Source organism: Streptomyces sp. NBC_01537 (assembly GCF_045040445.1).
Classification (GTDB): domain Bacteria; phylum Actinomycetota; class Actinomycetes; order Streptomycetales; family Streptomycetaceae; genus Actinacidiphila.
In genome coordinates, this window is record NZ_CP109392.1 from 8,566,649 (window position 1) to 8,588,049 (window position 21,401).

A 21,401-nucleotide genomic window follows, 5' to 3' on the forward strand; every position below is an offset into this window, starting at 1 on the left:
GGAGCCGATGGGCGCGGCATACGGCGAGGACGGACTGCACCGGCAGTCGCTGGCGGCTGCCGTCGAGGCCGTGCTCGCACGCCTCGACGCGCACGCAGGTACGTCGGCCGTCACGGCGGGGGGCAGCCACGCCGACCACGATGCGCCAGGCGCGGCGCCCACCGCGCTCGACACCCTCTGCTCCTGCTTCGGGCTCACCTCCTTCGAACGGGACGTCCTCGTCCTCGCCGCCGCCGTCGAGGTGGACGCGACAGCCGCGGGCCGCTGCGGAGCGGCCGCCGCCGACCCGGCCCGCCCCTACCCCACCTTCGCCCTCGCCCTGGCAGCCCTCGCCGACCCGCACTGGAGCGCACTGGCCCCGGTGGGCCCCCTGCGCCGGTGGCGGCTGGTCGAGCTCGACGACGCGGCCACCGGACTCACCACCGCCCGGCTGCGGATCGACGAGCGGATCCTGCACTTCCTCGTCGGCGTCCCCTACCTCGACGTACGGCTGCACGGCCTGCTGACCCGCGTCCCCGCGCCCGCCGAAGGCCTCCCGGCCACGCACGAGCGAGCCGCCGCGACCATCGCCATCGGCTGGGCGGCCGGACACATCGAGCTGGCCGGTGCCGATCGCCGCAGCCGCTGGGACGTGGCCGCCTCGGCCGCCCGCAGCTCCGGCCTGAGCCTGTACGCGGTGGCCGCCGACGACCTCCCCACCGACCCGGCCGACCGCGACCGGCTCGCCCGGCTGTGGCAGCGCGAGGCGATCCTGCTGCCGGCCGCGCTGCTGGTCGAGGCCGACGCGCACGGGGAGCCCGGCGGCCGGGACCGCGCCGCCGCGGTCGACGCCTTCATCGCGGGCCTCGCCGTCCCGGTCGTGCTGTCCAGCACCGACCCGCAGCCCGCCGCCCGCACCACCCGCGCCGAACGCGTCACCGTGCCGCCGCTCACCCCCGAGGAGCAGCTGCTGGTCTGGACCGATGCGCTCGACGACGTACCCCAGGTCAGCGAACGGGATCTGCGCGGCCTCGTCGCCCAGTTCTCCCTGCCCGCACACGTCATCCGCTCCGCCGCCACCTCGGTGAGCCGCGCCCCTGACGGGGACGACGCCACCGAACTGGCCTGGCGGGCCGGGCTCTGCGAGGCCCGGATGGCGCTGGACGAGCTGGGCCGCCGGATCGAACCCCGGGCCGGCTGGGACGACCTGGTCGTGGCCGGACGCCAGCGCGAGGTGCTCGGAGAGGTCGTCGCCCACGTACGGCAGCGTGCCACCGTCCACCAGGAGTGGGGCTTCGAGAACGTCCTGCGGCGCGGCCTCGGCGTCACCGCCCTGTTCGCGGGGGGCTCCGGCACCGGAAAGACCCTCGCCGCCGAGGTGATCGCGGGGGAACTCGGCGTCGACCTCTTCGTCATCGACCTGTCGCAGGTCGTCAGCAAGTACATCGGCGAGACGGAGAAGAACCTGCGCCGGGTCTTCGACGCCGCCGAACGCGGCGGCGCGCTGCTGCTCTTCGACGAGGCCGACGCTCTGTTCGGGAAGCGCAGCGAGGTCAAGGACAGCCACGACCGCTACGCCAACCTGGAGGTCAGCTACCTGCTCATGCGCATGGAGGCCTATCGCGGCCTCGCCATTCTCACCACCAACATGAAGAAGGCCCTCGACTCCGCCTTCATGCGGCGCATCCGCTTCGTCGTCGACTTCCCCTTCCCCGGAGTGCCCGAACGCGCCGAGATCTGGCGCCGTGTCATCCCCGCGCAGACCCCCAGCAAGGGCCTCGACGCCGAGAAGCTGGCCCAGCTCACCGTCGCCGGCGGCTCCATCCGCAACATCGCTCTCGCCGGGGCCTTCCTCGCCGCGGAGGAGGGCTGCGCGCTGCAGATGCGGCACCTGCTCGCCGCGGCCCGTACGGAGTACCTCAAGCTCGACCGCTCCCTCACCCCCACGGAGGTGCAGGGATGGAACTGAACGACAGCGCCCGCACCCCGGCTCCCCGGATCCGGGTCGAGATCGGCGAACTGGTGCTCGAAGGCTTCGGCGCCATCGACCACGACGGTGTCTCCGCCGCCTTCCAGCGCGAACTCACCCGGCTGGTGGCCGAGCGCGGTGTCCCCCTGGCCGGTGGCGGCGACACTGCACTCGACACCCTTGCCGGGCTCCCCGACCTGCCCGCCACCACCTCCCCGCGCCGCCTCGGCGAGGCCCTCGCCCGTGCCGTCCACGCGGGCCTGGCAGGGAGGGTCCGATGAGCGGCAGCACGCACTCCCGCGCCCCCGAGCGGCAGCCGAAACCCAAGGCCCGCCGCCAGCAGCGCAAAGCCCGTACGCCCGAGCCCAAACAGATCATCAGCGGCGCCGGCCACCCCCTGGACCCCGCTGTCCGCCGCGACCTCGAAACCCGCCTCGGCCACGACTTCAGCCAGGTCCGGGTCCACACCGACCGCGACTCCGCCGCCCTCACCGACCTCGTAGGCGCCGACGCCGTCACCGTCGGCCAGGACGTGTTCTTCGCCGAGGGCGCCTTCCGTCCCGGTACGGAGGACGGCCGCCGCCTCCTCGCCCACGAACTGCTCCACACGGTCCAGGCCCCGAACCCCCTCGGCGCGCTCCGCGCCGGACGCGACTTCGGCGGCGTCAGCCTCCCGCAGGACCCGATCGAGCGTGAGGCCGAGCAGGGAGCGCGCTCCGGACCCGGACCCCAGCCCGGCGTCACCCGCGAGGCGACCCCCGGCTGGCTCCGCTACGCGAAGGTCAACGCCGACCAGTACCGCACCGAGCGTCTGGACCCGGCCACCCTCGTCGACCGCCTCACCGCGGGCATCCTGCGCTCGCTGCGCGGCGACCCGACGGATGCCGCCGGCCGGGTACGGCAACAACTGGAGCGGTTCGCCCCGGAGTTGCAGGACTCCGTCCTGGGGCGGTTGGAACTGCGGCTGCCGTCCTCGGATTACGAACGCGTACTGGAACTCGTCGAGGATGCCGAGCACGGCCCGGCGGACGCGGATGCCGCCGTGACGCCCGAGCCGGTGACCGACGCCGCCGAGCGGACCGGGACCGACCGGGACCGTGAGCAGCAGGCGGAGCGGGGCGATCACGAGCAGGAGCAGCAGCGCGGCGAGGACAAGAAGGAAGAGAAGAAGGAGGAGCAGGAGAAGAAGGAGGAGGAGCACGGGCAGGAGCACGAGGACGGGTCCAAGCAGCCGGACGACTCGGAGAAGCAGGAGCCGAAGCCGGAGGACGAGCAGCCCGCGCAGCAGGGCGCCGAGCCGCAGCCGCAGCCGCAGCCGCAGCCGCAGCCCCAGCAGCGGGCCGGCGGCGAGGCAGGAGCGGCGGCACAGCCCCAGCCCGCCGAGGAACCCGCCGCCGCGAGGCCGGCCGCCGCAGAGGCCGTCGGCGCGCCGGAGCGCGAGAGCAGGCAGGCGGAGCAGCAGCCTGCCGCGGGCGCCAAGCCGCAGGAGCCCGGCGACCGGCAGGCGCCGCAGCCCGCGCCGGTGAAGCCGGACGAGGTCGACCGGATCGCCCAGGCCAAGGACAGCCCGCTCGTTCAGCACGGGTTGCTGGACGACGGCGACAAGGACGACCCCCGCGAGGAGGAGCAGCCTCTCGGCCTGGAATCCGGCGCCGCCGGCGACATCGAACCAGCGGCCGACGACGAGCAGGCGCAGGCCGTCGCCGCCGAGCCAGAGCTGAAGCCGGAGGACTTCCTCCCCTCCACCGACCTCGACGTGTCCAATGTCCCCACCGCCGAGGGGATCACCCTGTCGCCCTCGGGCGCGCCCCCGGCCGCCGTGGAGGCGCCGAGCTTCCCCGAGCCACCGGCCACCAAGGCGGAGCGGACCGAGGCCGAGCGCGAGAACGAACCCGAGGACGAGGAAGCGCCCGCCGCCGAGGCCGAGGACCGCACCGCCAAGGACCTCCAGCCGGAGCAGCCGGTCGAGGACGAGGTCGGCGCCGACCCCGGGACGGCTGACACTGCCGCCGCACAGCAGCCCGCCGAACCCGCTGCCGCGCAGAGCACGGTGGAGCGCGACGAGCACCAGGAAGGCGAGCACCAGGAAGCGGAGCACCACGAAGCGGAGCGGCAGCCCCAACCCGCGGCTTCGGCCGCCCCGACCGCCGCCCCGACCGCAGCCCAGACCACCGCGCCGGGCCCGGCTGCCGAACAGGCCGACGCCCCGGGCATGTCGCAGCCCGCGCCCTCGCCCGACGCGTCGCTCGAAGCGGGCGGCGGCGCCTGCGCGGGCCCCCAGCAGCCCACCACCGAGGCGGACAAGCCGGAAGGCGGCGCGGGCGGTTGCGGTGGAGGCGGCGGCGGGCAGGCCAAGCAGGAGGAGAAGCCGGCGCCGCCGGACGTGTCCGGCCAGGATCCGCAGGGCGCGCTCGCCACGGCCGCCGCCCTGCCCCCGGACCAGATGCAGAGCACGCTGGACGGCGTCGACGGTTCCGTGGACCGTACGGTCGGCGAGCAGCACGCCGAACTCCAGGCCGCGCCGCCGACCGAGCAGCGCCCCGCCGGCGCCCCGCGGACGCAGCACGGCACGCCGGAGGCGGCGGCACCCGCCGCAGCGGTGACGGGGCAGCTGGAGCGCGTCGGTCCCGAGGGCGCGGAGGGCGACCAGAAGGAGGCCGAGGAGAAGAAGGTCGAGGGCAGGAACCCCGCCGAGCAGGTCCGTACGCCCAACGTCGCCGACGACGCCTCGAACCAGGTCACCGCCCAGGACGTCGAGAACATGCAGGGCGCGGTCAACGAGGTGCCCTCCACCGACCCGGCGCTCAATGTGACCGTCGGCCCCGCACCCGCGGTCGAGTTGACCGGCGAGAGCGACCCGAAGCGTACCGACGAGCAGTCGGACAAGCTCAAGGACAAGTCGGCCAGGATCGTCGGCGTCGGCCGGGAGGACTCGGCCAAGCCCATGGGCGAGGACCGGATCTACCCGGACGTCCCGAACGAGACCCTCAAGGGCACCGTCCCCGGCGGCGAGAGCGCAGGCGGCGGCCGCCCCACGGCGAGCGCGGCCGGGCCCAAACCGGGCGTGGCCGCCGTGGCCCAGCAGGAGCGCGGGACCCAGATCCAGGGCTCGGTCGGCCAGGCCCAGGGCCGAATGGGCACCGAACAGGCCAAGCACAAGCAGTCCGAGGCCGAGGAACGCCAGCAGAACCAGGCCGATGTCGACAAGGCCACCGCCGACAATGCCCAAGCCCAGGCCGGAGAACGCGGATCCGCGGCGCAGGCGGTCAAGGGCGAGCGCGCGCAGTGGCGGAAGGAGCAGGACGACAGGATCTCCGAGTCGGACACCGAGGCCGGCAAGGAGCACACCGACAAGAACCAGCAGATCCTCAAGAAGCGCACCGACACCGACAAGGACGTCAGGGACCGCCAGTCCAAGGACAACGAGGAGATCCAGAAGAAGCGGCAGGAGGCCGAGGACAAGGCGCAGAAGGAGAAGGACCGCAAGAAGGAGGAGTCCTCAGGCTGGTGGGGCTGGGTCAAGTCGAAGGTCAAGGCGGCCTTCGATGCCCTGGTCTCCGTCGTCACCGGCATCTTCGACTTCTTCCGGGGCCTGGTCAACGGCATCATCAACAAGTTCAGGGAGTTCGCGAACTGGGCCATCGACCAGGCCCGCAAGCTCGCCGTCGACCTGATCAACAAGCTCGCCGACGCCCTCATCAAGATCTGCGACGTCCTGCTCGCCGCCTTCCCCGAACTGCGCGACAGGTTCCGCAAGAAGATCGAGGAGTGGCGCGACAAGGCCATCGCCAAGGTCAACGAATGGGCCGACAAGCTCAAGGCCGCCGTCAACAAGCTCCTCGACGACCTCGCCGCAGGGCTCAACGCGCTGCTCAACGCCCTGGAGGCGGGCCTCAAGGCCGCGATCAACGCCGTACGCGACGCCGTGGTCGCAGCCATCGACTTCGCCCAGAAGGCGATCGCGGCCCTGGGCCAGTTCGCGGCCCTGATCGGCGACATCGCGTCCGACCCGGGCGCCTGGCTGTCCAACCTCGGCGCCTCGGCGAGCCAGGGCATCCAGAACCATCTCTGGGGCGCCATCAAGACCGCGGTGCGGACCTGGTTCAGCGAGAAGGTCGAATCGGTCGTCGGCCTGACCTCGACCCTCGTCAACATCCTGGTCAAGGGCTGCATCTCGCTCAAGCAGATCGGCCGGATGGCCTGGCAGGCGATCGTCGCCGCGCTGCCGGGGATGATCATCTCGATCGTCATCGAGAAGCTCGTCTCACTGATCGTGCCCGCCGCCGGGGCCATCATGACGATCATCCAGGGCCTGATGGCGGCCTGGAACACCATCAGCAAGATCATCGCGGCCTTCGGGAAGTTCTTCACCTTCCTCAAGGCCGTCAAGGCCGGCCCCGCCGTGGCCGCCTGCCTCTTCGCCGACGCGGTCGCCGCCGGGGTCGTCGCCCTCCTCGACTTCATCACCAACTTCCTTCTCACCCGCCTCAAGTCGGCGGGCAAGAGCGTGGGCACCAAGCTCAAGTCCATCGCCCAGCGCATCCTCAAGGGCCTCGCCAAGGCCGGCAAAGGCGCCCGCAAAGCCGTCGGCGGCGCCGTCAACCGCGCCCGCGCCGGCCTGCGCAACGCGGCTGCCGCCTTCCGCGGCCCCCGCGGCCGCCAACCGGCCCTGGCGGGCCACCCCTCCCCGCGTACGAGGCCGGGTCCGAGCCGCCGCCCGGGGGAGCGCCGTACCCCCGACCGCGAGCCCAAACGTGAGCACGAGCCCACGAAGCCGCGCGAGCCGCAGACCGCAAAACCGAAGCCCACCCGGCCCAGCCGCCGGGTCTCCCGCACGGGCCAGGCCCTGAGGCGCGCCAAGGGCGCCGTCAAGGGCGCTTTGAAGAAGGTCGGCAACGCGGCCCGGACCCTTGGCCGCAAGCTCAAGAACAGCAAGCTCGGCCGCGCCCTCACCAACAGCGCCCGCAAGATGCGCGACGCGTTCAAGCGCCGGCGGGACCGGCTGCGTGAGAGGAACCAGAAACGACGGCAGCAGCGCGACGAACGCCGCAAGCGCCAGAATTCCCCGGAGGCCAAGAATCAGCGCCTGGAGCTCGCTGTCGCACGGATCCGTCCACGTCTGGACCGGGTACTGCGCCGAGGCATCGGCGGCATCACCCTACGGGGGCTGCTTGGGGCGATGCGGCTCTGGTACCGGCTCACCTCCGTCGACCGGAGAGAATCGGGTCCGCAGTCTTCGGTCGTTGCCACGCTCAATCCCGAGAAGGACGTACGCGACCACATCCAACGGGCCGAGGAACTGATCCAGCAGCACCAGCCCGAACTGCTGCGCGGCATCGAGGGGATGGGCGAGCGACTGTTCACCCACGCCCAGGTGCCGTCCCGGGCCGCGTCCGTCAATGCCGCACAGCGCGACTACCAGGAGCAACGCGGCCGCACCATGCAGCAAGGGGGCGTGGGCAGCAGCGTGACCAGGCGCGCGCGGGATCCGCTGTCGGAAGCGGCGGCCATCCGGCGGGAGCGTCCCGAAGGACACGAGCGAATCATCATGGCCTCAGGTCTCGGGGGTGAGATCGGGGTCAGCGAGCAACAGCGTGCGCTCGGCAGGGGGCCCCGCGCGGGGGAGACCCAGCCCGGCCTGGTCAAGGTGCTCAGTGGTCTGGGCTCCGGCCACTACGTACGCCGGTCGGGACAGAGCTCCGACGCGGCCGAGGACAAGCTCATGCACATCCAGGAGCGCCTTGTCCGCAGCATGGGTCTTGAGGTGGTCGGCCGGCAGAACCGGGAATCCGTCGCCAGGCGCCGCATCCAGACGGCGTTCTTCGAAGTCACCCAGGGCCGGATGCCGGCTGATCCCTTCTTCCACCAGGAGCCGGACGCGGCCGCCACCGTGGCCTCGCTGTCCAGGCTGATGCTCACGGTCGAGAGCGCCAGGTATCCGGGAGCGGCCCTCGGCAACGTTCTGGCCTGGCAGCTAGCGGACTTTCCGGGCGCCACCTGGCGGGATGTGGTGTCGGGGACGAACATCATGGCACCGCACAACGCTGTCGCGGCCTCCTCCTATCTGCAGGATCCGCAGCGCATACAGGCGGAGATGACCCACAGCCGGACGGGTGGGCTGACCCGCAGGGGTCAGCAGCTCGACACCGCGGTGACCACCATGCGAGGCAATGCCTCGCTCCTCCTGGTCAGGGCCTTTGCCAGAGCCAAGGCGGGTTCCCTCTACCTCAGCGACGAGCAACTGGTACGGCAGTTCCCCGAATGGGCGATGCACAACGCCGCCCGGTTCATGGCGCCCGGAGGGCGCTGGGAGGCGCCCGATTCCCCTGGGCCGGGATGGGAGCTGTCCCCCGGCGGTTTGTGGATCCGGCGATGATCTTGATGCGTACCCGTACAGACCAAGGAGCCCCGTTGACACCACCCATCCGCCGCGTGCCCAAGCCGGGCGCGGGACGAGCAGAGATCGAACAACTGGCCGAGCGGGCGGGCTGGAGTCGCTACCGGACCGTGCAGGCCTCCGGCAACACTCCGTTCGAGATCATCTGGCTGACGCGGGACCAAGGCGCCACCGTCCACTGGATCGAGGGCGAGCTGACACCGGTGCACTACGTGGTCGTGACCGGGGCGGACACCGAACCGGTCCTTGACGTGCTGCGGGCCGGGCTGGACCTCTACGACGACGCTTCGCTGGCCGAGCTCTTCGACGGCACCCGGGACGGGGTCCGGCTCATGGACGCCTTGAACTTGCTCGGGGTCCACTGCTCGGGCCCGTTCGACCCGGAGATGTTCGCTCTTTTCCGGTGGGCGCTGCACGACCCGGAACCCGTGGTGCGCCGAGTGGCACTGATGTCGGCGGCCAATACCGGCTGGGAAGAGTTCACGCCTCTCATGGAGTACCTCCGGGACCACGACCCGGTGGTCGAGGTGCGCGAGGATGCGGAAGCCATTTTGGCGGCGCGGAGCAGGGGCGAGGACTCATGACCCAATTCGCCGACATCCCCAAGCCGATCCGGTCCGGGATCGTCATCGTCGACCCCCAGCGCGGCACCCCGCAGCAGGTCATCGTGCTGCAGTTCAACCCCGACAGCCTGGAGCGCACGCTCGCCCCGCAGGCGGCCGGGGCGGACGGCGCCGGCGACCGCACCGAGGCGCTGCGCCTGAAGGGCCCGGCCGTGGAGAACTGGAAGTTCACCGCCGAGATCGACGCGACGGACCAGCTGGACGTCGCGGCGCCCAACGGCATCCACCCCCACCTGGCGGTGCTGGAGATGCTGGTGAACCCCTCCAGCGCCCGGCTGCGGCAGAACGAGGCGCTGGCGGCGCTCGGCACGCTGGAGATCACGCCGATCGAGAGCCCGCTGACGCTGTTCACGTGGGGCAACAAGCGGGTGCTGCCGGTGCGGCTGACCGAACTGTCGGTCACGGAAGAGGCGTTCGACATCGAGCTGAACCCGATCAGGGCGGCGGTCGGGATCGGGCTGCGGGTGCTGACGACGAGCGATCTGCCGACCGGGCACCGGGGTTCGGAGCTGTACCTGGCCCACCTGGCACAGAAGGAGCGCCTGGTCGGCACGGCGGCAGCGGGCCGGCTGGACACGCTCGGAGTGAGGGGAATCTGATGGCGGACGCAACACAGACGTCGTACCCGAGGTCGAGCCGGTACTACGGCACCGGGACGGCCGTGCACACCGGCGCGGACGGCCGCGAGACCCGCTACCTGCGGCGCCGGCTGCTGCCCCGGCCGGAGGACCTGAGCGAGGTCGCCGTGCACACCGTGAGCACCGGCGACCGCCCGGACCTGCTGGCCGCCCGCTACCTCGGCCGTGCCGACCAGTGGTGGCAGATCGCGGACGCGAACCCGGTGCTCGATCCCCGGGAGCTCACCGACACGCCGGGGCGGCGGATCCGGATCACGCTCCCCGCCGGTGTGCCAGGAGTGCCCGGAGCTGCAAATGGCTGACAGGCCGATCACCACCGGGCCGATCCGGCTGACCCTGATGATGGGGCCGCAGATCGCCGTGCCGGTGCCGCAGCAGGTCACCGACGCGCTGCTGTCCGCGCAGGTCACGGTGGCATCGGGGCAGCGCAGCGGATTCCAGCTGGCGTTCGACCTGTCCAGGAACGGGCTGATCAACACCGGCCTGCTGCCCGCCGGCTTCTTCGACCCCAAGACGCGGGTCATCCTCACCGCCACCGTCGAGGGCACCGCGACCGTCCTCATGGACGGGGTGATCATCCGTCAGGAGGTCGGCATCAGCAATCAGCCCGGCCAGTCCACCCTCACCGTCACCGGCGAGGACCTGACCGTACTGATGGACCTTGAGGAGAAGGCGGGCATCCCGTTCCCCGCGATGGGACCCGCGGCCCGGGTGGCGGCCATCCTGTCGCAGTACGCCCAGTACGGCATCGTCCCGCTCGTCGTGCCGGAACTCATACCGCAGACCCCGATGCCGACCCAGCGGATCGACTTCCAGAAGGGCACCGACCTCTCCTACGTGTCGGAGCTGGCCAAGGCCAACGGCTATGTCTTCTACCTGGACCCCGGCCCGCTGCCCGGCATGAGCCGCGCCTACTGGGGCCCGGAGGTCCGGCTCGGGATCCCGCAGCACGCGCTGAACGTCAACATGGACACCCTGTCCAACGTCGACCAGCTCACCTTCGCCTTCGACGGGACGGCCCGCGAGGAGCCGGAGGCGCGCATCCAGTTCCCCGCCACCCGGGTGTCGGCGATCCTGCCGGTGCCCGAGGTGAGCATCCTGCGCCCGCCGCTGGCTCTGCGCCCCGCGCCCGCCCTGAAGAAGAAGGTCATCGGCGACACGGCGAAGAAGGACGCCGGCCAGGTGCTCGCCGAAACCCTCGCCAAGGCCGCGGAGTCCGCGGACGCGGTGTCCGGCTCCGGCCAGCTCGACGTCGTCAGGTACGGGTATGTCCTGCGCCCCCGCGAGCTGGTGGGCGTACGCGGCGCCGGGATCACCTACGACGGCCTGTACTTCGTCAAGAGCGTCACCCACAACCTGCAACGGGGCGCCTACACCCAGAACTTCACCCTCGCCCGTGAGGGGCTGATCTCCCTGACGCCTGCCGTCGTCCCCTAGTCGCAACTACCGCACCAGGAGCCGCGCATGCCCGCAGAACCCACTCGTTACCTCGGCAAGTACCGGGGCACGGTGGTCAACAACGTTGACCCGAACGGAGTCGGCCGTATCCAGGTCCAGGTCCCGGACGTGCTGGGCGACGCGACCTCCTCGTGGGCGATGCCATGCTTCCCGGTGGCCGGACCCGGCATGGGGGAGTGGGCGATCCCGCCGAGGGACGCCGGGGTGTGGGTGGAGTTCGAGCAGGGCGACCCCAGCTACCCGATCTGGACGGGCTGCTGGTTCGGCTCCGCCACCGAGGTCCCGGCGGACGCGAGGCCGGCCATCCCGACCCAGCACAACATCGTTCTGCAGACCAGCGGGCAGCGCCTGATCGTGCTGTCCGACGAGCCCGGCGGCAAGGGCATCACGCTCCGGCATCCGTCCGGCGCGTCCATCGTGATCGACGACTCGGGGATCCATCTCGACAACGGGCAGGGCGCGTCCATCTCGCTCAGCGGCCCGACCGTGACCATCAACCAGGACGCCCTGAGTGTGACCTGACGGGGGAAAGGTTCAAGTTCATGTCCGGAAACAACCTCAACACGGCGGCCACCGTGATGTGCCCGCACGGCGGACAGGCCTCGGCCCAGCCCGCCCAGTCGCGCGTCGTGGCCGTCGGCAGCCCGGCCGCCACCGTCGCCGACCTCTACACGGTGACGGGCTGCCCCTTCACCGTCGGCACCAAGCCCCAGCCCTGCGTCACCGTCCGCTGGACCGGTCCGTCCGCACGGATCCGGGTCAACGGATCGCCCGCGCTGCTGCAGAGCTCACGGGCCCTGTGCCACAGCGCCGAACAGGCCCCGCAGGGGCCGCCGTCGGTGACCGTGGTCCAGCAGCGGGTGGTGGGGTCATGAGGGTCATCGAGCCGAAGGCCGCCGCCCCCGGGCCGCGCCGCACCGACATCGCCTTCCCGTTCCGGCCCGACAGCCGGGGACGCACCGCCGAGGCCGGCTACGACGACCACGTGAGGGACCTCATCGAGCAACTGCTCTTCACCAGCCCCGGGGAGCGCGTCATGCGCCCGGACTTCGGATGCGGGCTGCTCGACCTGGTCTTCGCGCCGAACAGCCCGGAGCTGGCGGCCGCGCTGCAGCTGTCCGTACAGGCGGCGCTGCAGCGCTGGCTGGGCGATGTGATCGAGGTCGAGGCGCTCGACGTGGAGAGCGAGGACAACGTGGTGCGGGTGCACCTGACCTACACGGTCCGGCGCACCGGGACGCGCCGCAACGAAGTGTTCGAAGGGAGCGGAGCCGCGTGAGCGCACAGTGCCGCACGGACCGGCGGCGGGGCGACGTCCGCGCGGCCCGGCTGAACGGAGTGGACGCGGTCGAGGTGAGCGACGACGGGCGCACGCTCACCGTGACCTTCCTGGGGAAGGCGCCGCACCACCTCCACCCGCGCAACATCCGCATCGACGGCGGACGCCGCATCACCGCCATCCGCGCCCTCGACGTCCATGTCGAGGCCGAGGAGGACCCCGAGCTCGACGACCGCATGCTCATCACCGTCGACAAGGCGGGGGACACCTCCCTCTACCGGCTGAGCGTCGTGGAGCCGGACGCCTACGGGCGGCCCGGCACCAAGCCCTACCGGGGATTCGACCCGCGCTACGCGTCCGCGGAGTTCTCCTTCGGCCAGGCCTGCCCGACCCCGTACGACTGCCGCGACGAACAGCAGCCCCGCACACCGCAGCGGCTGCCCTCCCCGGTCATCGACTACACCGCGCGCGACTACGACAGCCTGCGCAGCCTGGTCCTGGACCGGATGAGCCTCACCGCTCCCGACTGGGCCGAGCGGCACATCCCCGATCTGGGCGTCACGCTGGTCGAACTGCTCGCCTACACCGCCGACCAGCTCTCCTACCACCAGGACGCGGTGGCGACGGAGGCGTACCTGGACACCGCCCGGCGCCGGGTCTCGGTCCGCCGCCACGTCAGACTGATCGACTACGCGATGCACGACGGGTGCAACGCCCGCGCCTTCATCGCCCTGGAGACGGACCAGCCGGTCACCCTCCCGCGCGGCGAATTCCGCTTCGCCGCCGTCGACATCGGCCGGCTCGACCCGCAGGAACGGCCCGACCTCGGCACCGTCATCGCCGACGAGGACCTCGACACCCTCTCCGAGCGCGCGGGCCTGGAGATCTACGAACCGCTGGGCCGGGCCGACCTGGAGCTGCGCCCCGAGCACAACGCCATCTCCTTCTGGACCTGGGGCGAGCAGGAGTGCACCCTCCCCAAGGGCGCCACCACCGCCACGCTGCGCGACGGCGACGGCCCGGGCTGCGAGCGCGCACTGGAGCTGCGCCCCGGCGACCTGCTGCTGCTGGAGGAGGTCCTCGGCCCCCGTACGGGCTCACCGGCCGACGCCGACCCGGCGCACCGCCAGGCCGTCCGCATCGTCTCCGTCACCCCGCTCACCGACGAGCTCTACGACCAGCCGGTCCTGGACGTGGTCTGGGCGCCCGAGGACGCCCTCACCTTCCCGCTGTGCCTGTCGGCACGCGGCGGCACCGACTGTGCGCTGATCACCGACATCGGCGTCGCCCGCGGCAATGTCACCCTTGTCGACCACGGCCGCTCCCTCACCTTCTGCGGCGGCGCGCCCGAAAGCCTCGCCGTCCCGCCCGAGCCCGTCACCGAGGCCCCCTGCGGCCCCCCTGCCTTCGGCTGCGCCGACGTCCGGCCCGAGGGCAGCGGCTCCGCCGACGCGCTGCGCGCGCTGCTCGACCAGACGCGGTCCGGGCGGCAACTGAGCCCCGGACAGATCCACGGGCTGTACGACCTCATCGGCGAGGACGCCACGACCCGCGCCGGACTCGGCATCGACCTCGCGCCCGGCACGACCACCGAGGAGCGCGTCCAGCCGCCCACCGCCGACGCCCAGGCGGCAGCCCTGGAAACGCTGCTCGCCCAGCTCACCTACCCCGCGATCGCTCCCCGCTTCCGGCCCGTGCTGCGCCACGCGCCGGTCACCCAGGCGGCACCGTACCCCGACCCGGCCCATGTCGCCGCAGGCCAGGCGGCACTGCTCGCCACCATCCCGCAGCGGGTACGGGACCGCCTCGAGGCGCTGTGGCGCCGGGCCGAGGACGGACACCCGCCCGGCCACCCCGAAACCGCAGAGCTCACCGTGCTCTTCGGCGCCCGCACCCTGGCCGGCCTCCACCTGGCCGACCACCCCGCCCAGGCCCTGCGCGAGCTGCTGGCCCGCCGCAAGCGGCTGCTGGCCGCCAAGCTCAAGCGCCTGGAGGTACTGACCGCCCGCGCCCGGGCCGGCGCGGTGCTGGACCGGCACATCGTCTGGGAGACCGCCCAGAGCTGGGGCGAGCGCTACGCGGCCGGGCTCGCCCCCGGCGACCCGGTGCTGGCCGGCCCCGCCTCCGCACTCGCCCGGCAGGACCCCAGCGCCGCGCTCCCCGCCGTACGCCTCACCGGAGCCGACGGCGAATGGACCCCGCACGGCGACCTGCTGGCCGACGGCCCCCGTGACCGCCACTTCACCGGCGAGACCGAGGACGACGGCCGCCTCGTCCTGCGCTTCGGCGACGGCCGGCACGGGGCCGCACCCGTCCCCGGCGACCACCTCCAGGCCGCCTACCGGGTCGGCAGCGGCCCCGCCGGCAACGTCGGAGCCGAGGCCATCGGCCATCTCGTCATCTGCCGGGACGCCTGCCGCACGCCGGTGCCGACCGGCGCCGTCACCCGCGTGCGCAACCCGCTGCCCGCCACCGGCGGCACCGATCCCGAGGCGGTCGACCAGGTCCGCACGCTCGCCCCGCTCGCCCTCCAGCGGCAGCGCATGCGCGCCGTCACCCCCGAGGACTACGCCGAACTCGCCGCCCGGCTCCCAGGAGTCCAGCGGGCGGCGGCCGAACTCCGCTGGACCGGCAGCAGCCAGGAGATGCACGTCTCCATCGACGCCCTGGGCACCGCGACCCCGGACGCCGCGCTGCTGCAGGCCGTCGAGTACGCCCTGGGCGCGTACCGCCGCATCGGCCACGACCTCGTCGTCCGCCCGGCGGCCCTGGTCCCGCTCGACATCGCAGTCAGCGTCTGCGCCGCCCCCGGGTACCAGCGCGGCCATGTCCTGGACGGGGTCCGCCGCGCCCTGGGCAACCGGGGCGGCGGCTTCTTCGACCCCGACGCGCTCACCTTCGGCGAGCCCGTCCGCCTCAGCCGGCTGGTCGCGGTCGCCGCCGCCGTACCCGGCGTGCTCAGCGCCCGGGTGACCAGGCTGCAACGCCTCTTCCGGGAGGCCGACGGCGAACTCGAAGCCGGCCTGCTGCGGATCGGCCCGCTGGAGGTCGCCCAATGCGACAACGACCCCGACCGGCCCGAGAACGGCCGTGTCTCGCTTGTGATCGGAGGTGGCCGATGACCGCCGACAGCACGTGCGGCTGCGGCTGCGGCGGGGCCGAACCCGCCACGCCCGTCAGCGTTTTCAACCCGCCGGGACAGTCCGCCATCGGCTACCGGGTGGGGGAGTACGGCGGATTCCTCCAGGCCATGCTGGACCGGCTCTCCGGCCCCGCCTACCCGGCCCTGCGCGACCTCACCGTCCGTACCCCCGACGACCCGGCGATCGCCCTGCTCGACGCCTGGGCCGTCCTGGGCGACCTGCTCACCTTCTACTCCGAGCGGATCGCCAACGAGGGCTATCTGCGCACCGCCACCGAGGAGAGCTCCCTCGCCCTGCTCGGCCGCCTCGTCGGCCACCGGCCACGTCCCGGAGTCGCCGCCGGCACCTACCTCGCCTACGCCCTCGACCGCGACCCGCGCACCGGCCAGGAGGCCGTGGTCACCATCCCGCGCGGCGCCCGCGCCCAGAGCGTCCCCGGCCCCGGCGAGGAACCGCAGTCCTTCGAGTCCGACGAGGACCTGCCCGCCCGCTCGGCCTGGAACGAACTCCCCGTACGGCAGCGCCGCCCCTACCAGCTGACGGCGGCCCAACTGCCCCACCGGACCGCCCTGCACGCCACCGGCACGGCCAACAACGTCAAGCCCGGCGACCAACTGCTCTTCGTCTTCAGCGCCGAGAAGACCGCCGACCCCTCCCAGCGGGTCCTGCTCACCGTGCCAGGGGTGAACGTCGACCGTGACAGCGGCACCACCGTCATCGCACTGCCCGGGCCCGAACTGCGCTCGCTGAAGGATCTCCTCGACGAACTCCAGCTCTGGATCACCCCCGGCGACCAGGACACCCCCAACCCCTGGCCCGACGGCAGCCGCATCGTCGACACCTTCGACGACGAGGTGCTCAGCGATCTCAGGGCCGATCTCGACCAGCTCACGACACCGTCGAAACTCGCCGACCGCCTCACCACAACCCTCGAACGGCTCCGCGAGGCCAAGGAGTTCGCCCACGACTACCCGGACGTAATGGACTGGTTCGAGGCACTGGAGACCGAACTGGCCACCCTCCAGGCCCAGGCCCGCGTCCTCGAACCCCCGCAGCCGGACACGCCTTCCCTCGCCGCCGGACTCCGTCTCCTGGAGACCCCGGACGCCCCGGACCCCTCGGAAGGCGGCGCCGCCGTCCCCGCCGCCCTGCGCGGCCTCGGCGCGCTCCTCGGCCCGTTGCGCACCGCCCCCGCCCGGCTGCCGGCCGACGCCCGCAGCCTCGACCGCGACCCGGGCCGCATCTACGCCCCCGGCTCCGACCTCGGCCCACAGCTGCTTTCCGCTCTCGACCCCCGCCTGAGCGACGACCTCTACGCCGCCTGGCGCAACACCGACCTCACCGCCGCGCCGGCGCTGCGCGAACTCCAGGCGATGCGCGTCACCGCCACCCCCTTCGGCGCGACCGCCCCGCTCAAGCCGGTCTACGACCCACAGGGCCGCGTCACCCGCTACGACGACTGGCCGCTCACCGGCACCAGACTCGCCAGCCTCCGGATCGGCTACGACTCCGACGGAACGGCGCCCCGGCGTGCCGAGTTCACCTACGTCGAGGGCGGCGGCTCCGTCCAGCAGTCCTTCGCCCTCCCCGGCGAGGACGGCACCCACGACTTCGGCCCCGGCCGGGTCGTACTGACCACCACCGAGCCCGACCCCAACCCCGCCCCCGGTGCCGCGGCTGACGGGGACGAGGAGTTCGGCGTCAAGGTAAAGCTCCTGCCCGACCTGCCCGAACGCACGGTCTTCGTCTCCCGCCCGGCCATCGAGAACGGCCTGATCCATGTCACGATCGGCGACGTCGACCCCGTCGAGTTCCACCTCGCGCCCGGCGACGAACCGGACGCCTTCACCCAGGGGGAGTTCACGGTCACCGTGAGCCGGGCGGCCTCCGGCGAGGCGCCCTCCGGCGAGGGGACCTCCGTCAAAGTGGCGTTCTCCTCCCAGCTGAAGCTCACCTCCCGCAAGGTCATCGCTCTCGACGCGGTGTACGAGGGCATAGCCCCCGGCAGCTGGGTGGCCGTCCAACGGCCCCGCAAGGGTGTCTCCGGCGAGGTGCCCGGGGACCCCGGCCTCGCGCTGGTCATCACCCGGGTCAGCTCCCTGCGGGTGCTGTCCCGCGCCGACTTCGGCATCACCGGCAAGGTCACCCAGCTCACCCTGGAGGACGACTGGCTGGACGACCAGGACACCCTCCTGGCCCACATCCGCGACGCCACCGTCCACGCCCGGGGCGACACGATCCGGCTCGCCGACGAACCCGTCACCGACGACGTCCACGGCGACCGGATCGAACTCGCCGGGCTGCAGGACGGGCTGGCCCCCGGCCGCTGGATCATCGTCAGCGGCGAGCGCACCGACATCCCCGGCACCCCGGGCGTGCGCGGCAGCGAACTCGCCATGATCGCGGGCGTCGAGCAGAGCGTCGACCCGGCCCTGCCCGGCGACACCGTGCACACCACCCTCCAGCTCACCTCGGCCCTCGCCCACAGCTACCGCCGTGACGCCGTGAAGATCCACGGCAACGTCGTCCGCGCCTCCCACGGCGCCTCCCGAGACGAACCCATCGGCAGCGGCGACGCCGGCAAGGCCGGCCAGACCTTCACCCTCTGGCAGGGCCCGCTCACCTGGCTCGCCTCCGACACCCCGTCCGGCGCCGCCAGCACCCTGCGGATCCGCGTCGACGGAGTGCTCTGGCACGAAACCGACAGCCTCGCCGGACGCGGCCCCGAGGAGCGGATCTACGTCACCGGCCTCATGGACGACGGCCGCACCACGGTCACCTTCGGCGACGGAGTGCACGGCTCCCGGCTGCCCACCGGCCACGAGAACGTCCGGGCCGGGTACCGCGTGGGCATCGGCCGGGCCGCCAACGTCGGCGCGGAGAGCATCACCCAGCTCACCACCCGCCCGCTCGGCGTCTCCGCCGTCACCAACCCGCTCCCGGCCACCGGAGGTTCGGACCCCGACGGCCCCGGTCTGGCCCGGCGCAACATCCCGCTCGCCGTCGCGGCCCTGGACCGGCTCGTCTCCGTACCGGACTACGAGGACTTCACCCGCGCCCGCGCCGGCATCGGCCGGGCCAGTGCCGTCAAGATCCACGACGGCGGCCGCGAGGTCGTCCACCTCACCGTCGCCGGAGTCGACGACATCCCGCTCACCGAGGACTCCGCCCTCCTGCGGGCGCTGCGGGCCGCCCTCGCCGAGCAGGGCGACCCCCGGCTCCCGGTTCAGGTCGCCGTACGCGAGCAGGTCCTGCTGGTCGTCGCCGCCAACGTCAAGGTGCTGCCCGACCACTCCTGGGACCTGGTCGAACCCCGGCTGCGCGCCGCTCTCCTGGCCCGCCTCGGCTACCCGGCCCGGGAACTCGGCCAACCCGCCCACCTCTCCGAGGTGCTGGCCACCGCCCAGTCCGTCCCGGGCGTCGACTACATCGACGTCGACGCCTTCGCGGGTGTGCCCGGCAGCCTCACCCCGGCCGGCCTCGAACACCTCGCGGAGCAGCTCCAGGCCCCGCTGCCCGTCGTCGAGTCCCGCCTCGCCCGCTACGACGAGCAGCGCTACCGGGTCACGCGGGAAGGCGGGGAGACCCTCACCGAGATCGCCGCGGCGCACGGCATCTCCATCGCCGGCCTGCTCCGCCTCAACCCCGGTATCACCGGCACCAAGCCCCTCCCGCCGGGTCGCTCCGTGGTCGTCTTCCGCGGCATCCGCCCCGCCCAGCTCGCCGTCCTGTCCCCGGACCTGCCCGACACCCTCATCCTCAAGGAGGCCACCTCATGAGCCGGGACCCCGACGGCCTGCTGGAACTGCTCCCGCAATGGCTCCGCATCCGCGACAGTGAAGCCGGCGAGCCGCTGCGCGCCCTGCTCGCCGTCATCGCCGAGCAGGCCGATCTCGTACGGACCGGCACGGAGCAGGCCTACGACGACTGGTTCATCGAGACCGCGCAGGACTGGGCCGTGCCCTATCTCGGCGATCTCGTCGGCTACCGGACGCTGCCCGGCTACGAGGAAGCCCTCACCACGGACCGCGCGCTCGCCGCCCGTCTCGCCCCGCGCCGCGACGTCGCCGACACCGTGGCCGACCGCCGTCGCAAGGGCACGCTCGCCCTGCTGGAGGAACTCTCGGCGAAGGTCGCCGACTGGCCGGCCCGCGCCGTCGAGTTCTCCCGGCTGCTCGCCACCCACCAGCCCGTCGGGCTCTACGGCACCGGCCAGGACACCGCCAACGCCCGCCGCCTCACCCGCGGCCGGACCGTCGACGTCCGCGACGGCTCGGCCCTGGACCTGCTGGACGGCCCCTTCGACGAGCTGGCGCACACCGCCGACGTACGGCGGGCCGCCTCGCCCCGCCGGCAGGGCGGCCGCACGCCCGACGGCGTCGGCCTGTTCGTCTGGCGCCTGGGGCCGTACGCCATCTCGCGGGGCCCCGCGTACTGCATCGACCGGGCGCGCAACCTGTACACCTTCTCGATCCTGGGCAACGACAGCCCGCTCGTCACCAGGCCCGTGCCGGAGCCGTCCGCCACCCACATCGCGACGATCGACAACGTCCCGGCGCGCATCAGCCGCCGGCGCCTGGCCGACCGCATCGGCGACTACTACGGCCCCGGCAAGAGCCTGGCCATCTGGCGCGACGACGATCCGCACCCCATCCCTCCCGCCGACCTCGTCGTGGCCGACCTCACCGACTGGACCTACCGCCCCCGGCGTGGCCAGATCGCCGTCGATCCCGCCCTCGGCCGGATCGCCTTCGGCTCCCGCACCGCCCCGCGCCGGGGAGTCCGGGTCACCCACCACTACGCCTTCAGCGACGACATGGGCGGCGGAGAGTACCTCCGGGACCGCACCACACCCCGCGGCGCCACCGTCTACCGGGTCGGTCCCGGCCAGGCGCACGACCGCATCACCGGCGCCTACGAGCGGTGGCGCGCCGACCAGGAGTCCGGTGCCGCGGGCGGCGAGGCGGTCATCGAGATCACCCACAGCGGCGCCTACCAGGAACAGCTGGACTTCGACCTGGAGCCCGGCGACCGCCTCGAAGTGCGCGCCGCCGAGGGAACCCGCCCGGTCATCCGGCTCCTGGACTGGTACAGCAACCGCCCCGACGCCCTCAACATCCGTGCCCGTGAGGCCTGTGAGGGCGACGGTCCCGCGCCCCGCATCACCCTCGACGGGCTGCTCATCACCGGACGCGGCGTCAATGTCACCGGCCCGGTCGGCTCCGTCGTCATCCGGCACTGCACCCTCGTCCCCGGCTGGTCGCTGGAGCACACGTGCGAGCCGCACTCCCCCGAGGAGCCCAGCCTCGTCCTGGACTGCACCACCGCCTGCGTCCAGATCGAACGCTCCATCCTCGGCACCATCCTGGTCACCGGCGACGAGGTAGGCACCGACCCGCTGGCCGTCCACATCGCCGACAGCATCCTCGACGCCACCGGCGACGACCGTGAGGCACTGTCCGCCCCCGACTGCCGCCACGCCCACGCGGTGCTGCACGCCCACCGCACCACCGTCATCGGCGAGATCCACACCCACGCCGTCGAGATCGCGGAGGACTGCGTCTTCACCGGCACCGTCCGGACCGCCCGGCGCGGCACCGGCTGCCTGCGCTTCAGCTACGTCCCGCCGGGGTCCCGCACCCCGCGCCGCTACCACTGCCAGCCCGACCTCGTCGGCCCCGACGACGCCGACCGGGTCCGTCCGGTCTTCTCCAGCGTCCGCTACGGCACCCCCGACTACGGCCGGCTCGCCCGGTCCGCCGCCCCCGAGATCACCCGGGGCGCGCAGGACGGCTCCGAACTCGGCGCCTTCCACGACCTCTTCCAGCCCCAGCGCGAGGACAACCTGCGCGCCCGCCTCGACGAGTACACCCCGGCGGGATCCGACGCCGGGATCTTCTACGTCTCTTGAAAGA

The 21,401-nt window shown here is 72.7% G+C and carries 13 protein-coding genes; all 13 read left to right on the top strand.

Translation table 11 applies throughout. The features are described from left to right. Nucleotides 1-7: 7 nt before the first annotated feature. Genes OG607_RS39410 through OG607_RS39470 form a run of 13 tightly spaced genes read left to right on the top strand, consistent with a single transcriptional unit; the run spans nucleotide 8 to nucleotide 21,397 of the window. Nucleotides 8-1,948 (top strand): ATP-binding protein, encoded by a 1,941-nt coding sequence (locus OG607_RS39410; protein WP_405734195.1) that lies wholly within the window; start codon nucleotides 8-10, stop codon nucleotides 1,946-1,948. After that, a complete protein-coding gene (locus tag OG607_RS39415; RefSeq protein ID WP_405734197.1) occupies nucleotides 1,939-2,229 on the top strand; it encodes a hypothetical protein in 291 nt (96 codons plus the stop codon). The genes OG607_RS39410 and OG607_RS39415 overlap by 10 nt, the downstream gene beginning before the upstream one ends. Next, nucleotides 2,226-8,324, top strand: a complete 6,099-nt coding sequence (locus OG607_RS39420) for a DUF4157 domain-containing protein (protein ID WP_405734199.1) — start codon at nucleotides 2,226-2,228, stop codon at nucleotides 8,322-8,324. Before OG607_RS39415 ends, OG607_RS39420 begins: the two co-directional genes overlap by 4 nt. 35 nt (nucleotides 8,325-8,359) lie before the next feature. Then, nucleotides 8,360-8,929 (top strand): HEAT repeat domain-containing protein, encoded by a 570-nt coding sequence (locus OG607_RS39425; RefSeq protein WP_405734200.1) that lies wholly within the window; start codon nucleotides 8,360-8,362, stop codon nucleotides 8,927-8,929. Then, a complete protein-coding gene (locus OG607_RS39430; RefSeq protein ID WP_405734202.1) occupies nucleotides 8,926-9,567 on the top strand; it encodes a hypothetical protein in 642 nt (213 codons plus the stop codon). Before OG607_RS39425 ends, OG607_RS39430 begins: the two co-directional genes overlap by 4 nt. Beyond that, the gene (locus tag OG607_RS39435; RefSeq protein ID WP_405734204.1) at nucleotides 9,567-9,908 is read left to right on the top strand and encodes a LysM domain-containing protein; all 342 of its coding nucleotides are present in this window, start codon (nucleotides 9,567-9,569) and stop codon (nucleotides 9,906-9,908) included. Before OG607_RS39430 ends, OG607_RS39435 begins: the two co-directional genes overlap by 1 nt. Further along, complete coding sequence (locus tag OG607_RS39440; RefSeq protein ID WP_405734206.1) at nucleotides 9,901-11,043, top strand: hypothetical protein; 1,143 nt, start codon at nucleotides 9,901-9,903, stop codon at nucleotides 11,041-11,043. Before OG607_RS39435 ends, OG607_RS39440 begins: the two co-directional genes overlap by 8 nt. A 27-nt stretch (nucleotides 11,044-11,070) precedes the next feature. Further along, on the top strand, nucleotides 11,071-11,586 hold the full coding sequence (locus OG607_RS39445; protein ID WP_405734208.1) for a phage baseplate assembly protein V: 516 nt from the start codon (nucleotides 11,071-11,073) through the stop codon (nucleotides 11,584-11,586). Nucleotides 11,587-11,606: 20 nt separating this feature from the next. Beyond that, a complete protein-coding gene (locus OG607_RS39450; RefSeq protein ID WP_405734210.1) occupies nucleotides 11,607-11,939 on the top strand; it encodes a hypothetical protein in 333 nt (110 codons plus the stop codon). After that, nucleotides 11,936-12,343 (top strand): GPW/gp25 family protein, encoded by a 408-nt coding sequence (locus OG607_RS39455; RefSeq protein ID WP_405734212.1) that lies wholly within the window; start codon nucleotides 11,936-11,938, stop codon nucleotides 12,341-12,343. Before OG607_RS39450 ends, OG607_RS39455 begins: the two co-directional genes overlap by 4 nt. After that, nucleotides 12,340-15,465, top strand: coding sequence for a putative baseplate assembly protein (locus OG607_RS39460; RefSeq protein ID WP_405734214.1), 3,126 nt, complete (start codon nucleotides 12,340-12,342; stop codon nucleotides 15,463-15,465). The genes OG607_RS39455 and OG607_RS39460 overlap by 4 nt, the downstream gene beginning before the upstream one ends. Next, on the top strand, nucleotides 15,462-19,265 hold the full coding sequence (locus OG607_RS39465; RefSeq protein ID WP_405734216.1) for a putative baseplate assembly protein: 3,804 nt from the start codon (nucleotides 15,462-15,464) through the stop codon (nucleotides 19,263-19,265). Before OG607_RS39460 ends, OG607_RS39465 begins: the two co-directional genes overlap by 4 nt. After that, nucleotides 19,262-21,397 (top strand): hypothetical protein, encoded by a 2,136-nt coding sequence (locus OG607_RS39470; RefSeq protein WP_405734218.1) that lies wholly within the window; start codon nucleotides 19,262-19,264, stop codon nucleotides 21,395-21,397. The genes OG607_RS39465 and OG607_RS39470 overlap by 4 nt, the downstream gene beginning before the upstream one ends. Nucleotides 21,398-21,401 lie beyond the last annotated feature (4 nt).

Excerpts from the sequence above, each read along its gene's own strand:
- OG607_RS39410 (WP_405734195.1), top strand. The coding sequence starts at position 8 with ATGGGCGCGGCATACGGCGAGGACGGACTGCACCGGCAGTCGCTGGCG.
- OG607_RS39415 (WP_405734197.1), top strand. The coding sequence starts at position 1,939 with ATGGAACTGAACGACAGCGCCCGCACCCCGGCTCCCCGGATCCGGGTC.
- OG607_RS39420 (WP_405734199.1), top strand. The coding sequence starts at position 2,226 with ATGAGCGGCAGCACGCACTCCCGCGCCCCCGAGCGGCAGCCGAAACCC.
- OG607_RS39430 (WP_405734202.1), top strand. The coding sequence starts at position 8,926 with ATGACCCAATTCGCCGACATCCCCAAGCCGATCCGGTCCGGGATCGTC.
- OG607_RS39435 (WP_405734204.1), top strand. The coding sequence starts at position 9,567 with ATGGCGGACGCAACACAGACGTCGTACCCGAGGTCGAGCCGGTACTAC.
- OG607_RS39440 (WP_405734206.1), top strand. The coding sequence starts at position 9,901 with ATGGCTGACAGGCCGATCACCACCGGGCCGATCCGGCTGACCCTGATG.
- OG607_RS39445 (WP_405734208.1), top strand. The coding sequence starts at position 11,071 with ATGCCCGCAGAACCCACTCGTTACCTCGGCAAGTACCGGGGCACGGTG.
- OG607_RS39450 (WP_405734210.1), top strand. The coding sequence starts at position 11,607 with ATGTCCGGAAACAACCTCAACACGGCGGCCACCGTGATGTGCCCGCAC.
- OG607_RS39455 (WP_405734212.1), top strand. The coding sequence starts at position 11,936 with ATGAGGGTCATCGAGCCGAAGGCCGCCGCCCCCGGGCCGCGCCGCACC.
- OG607_RS39465 (WP_405734216.1), top strand. The coding sequence starts at position 15,462 with ATGACCGCCGACAGCACGTGCGGCTGCGGCTGCGGCGGGGCCGAACCC.
- OG607_RS39470 (WP_405734218.1), top strand. The coding sequence starts at position 19,262 with ATGAGCCGGGACCCCGACGGCCTGCTGGAACTGCTCCCGCAATGGCTC.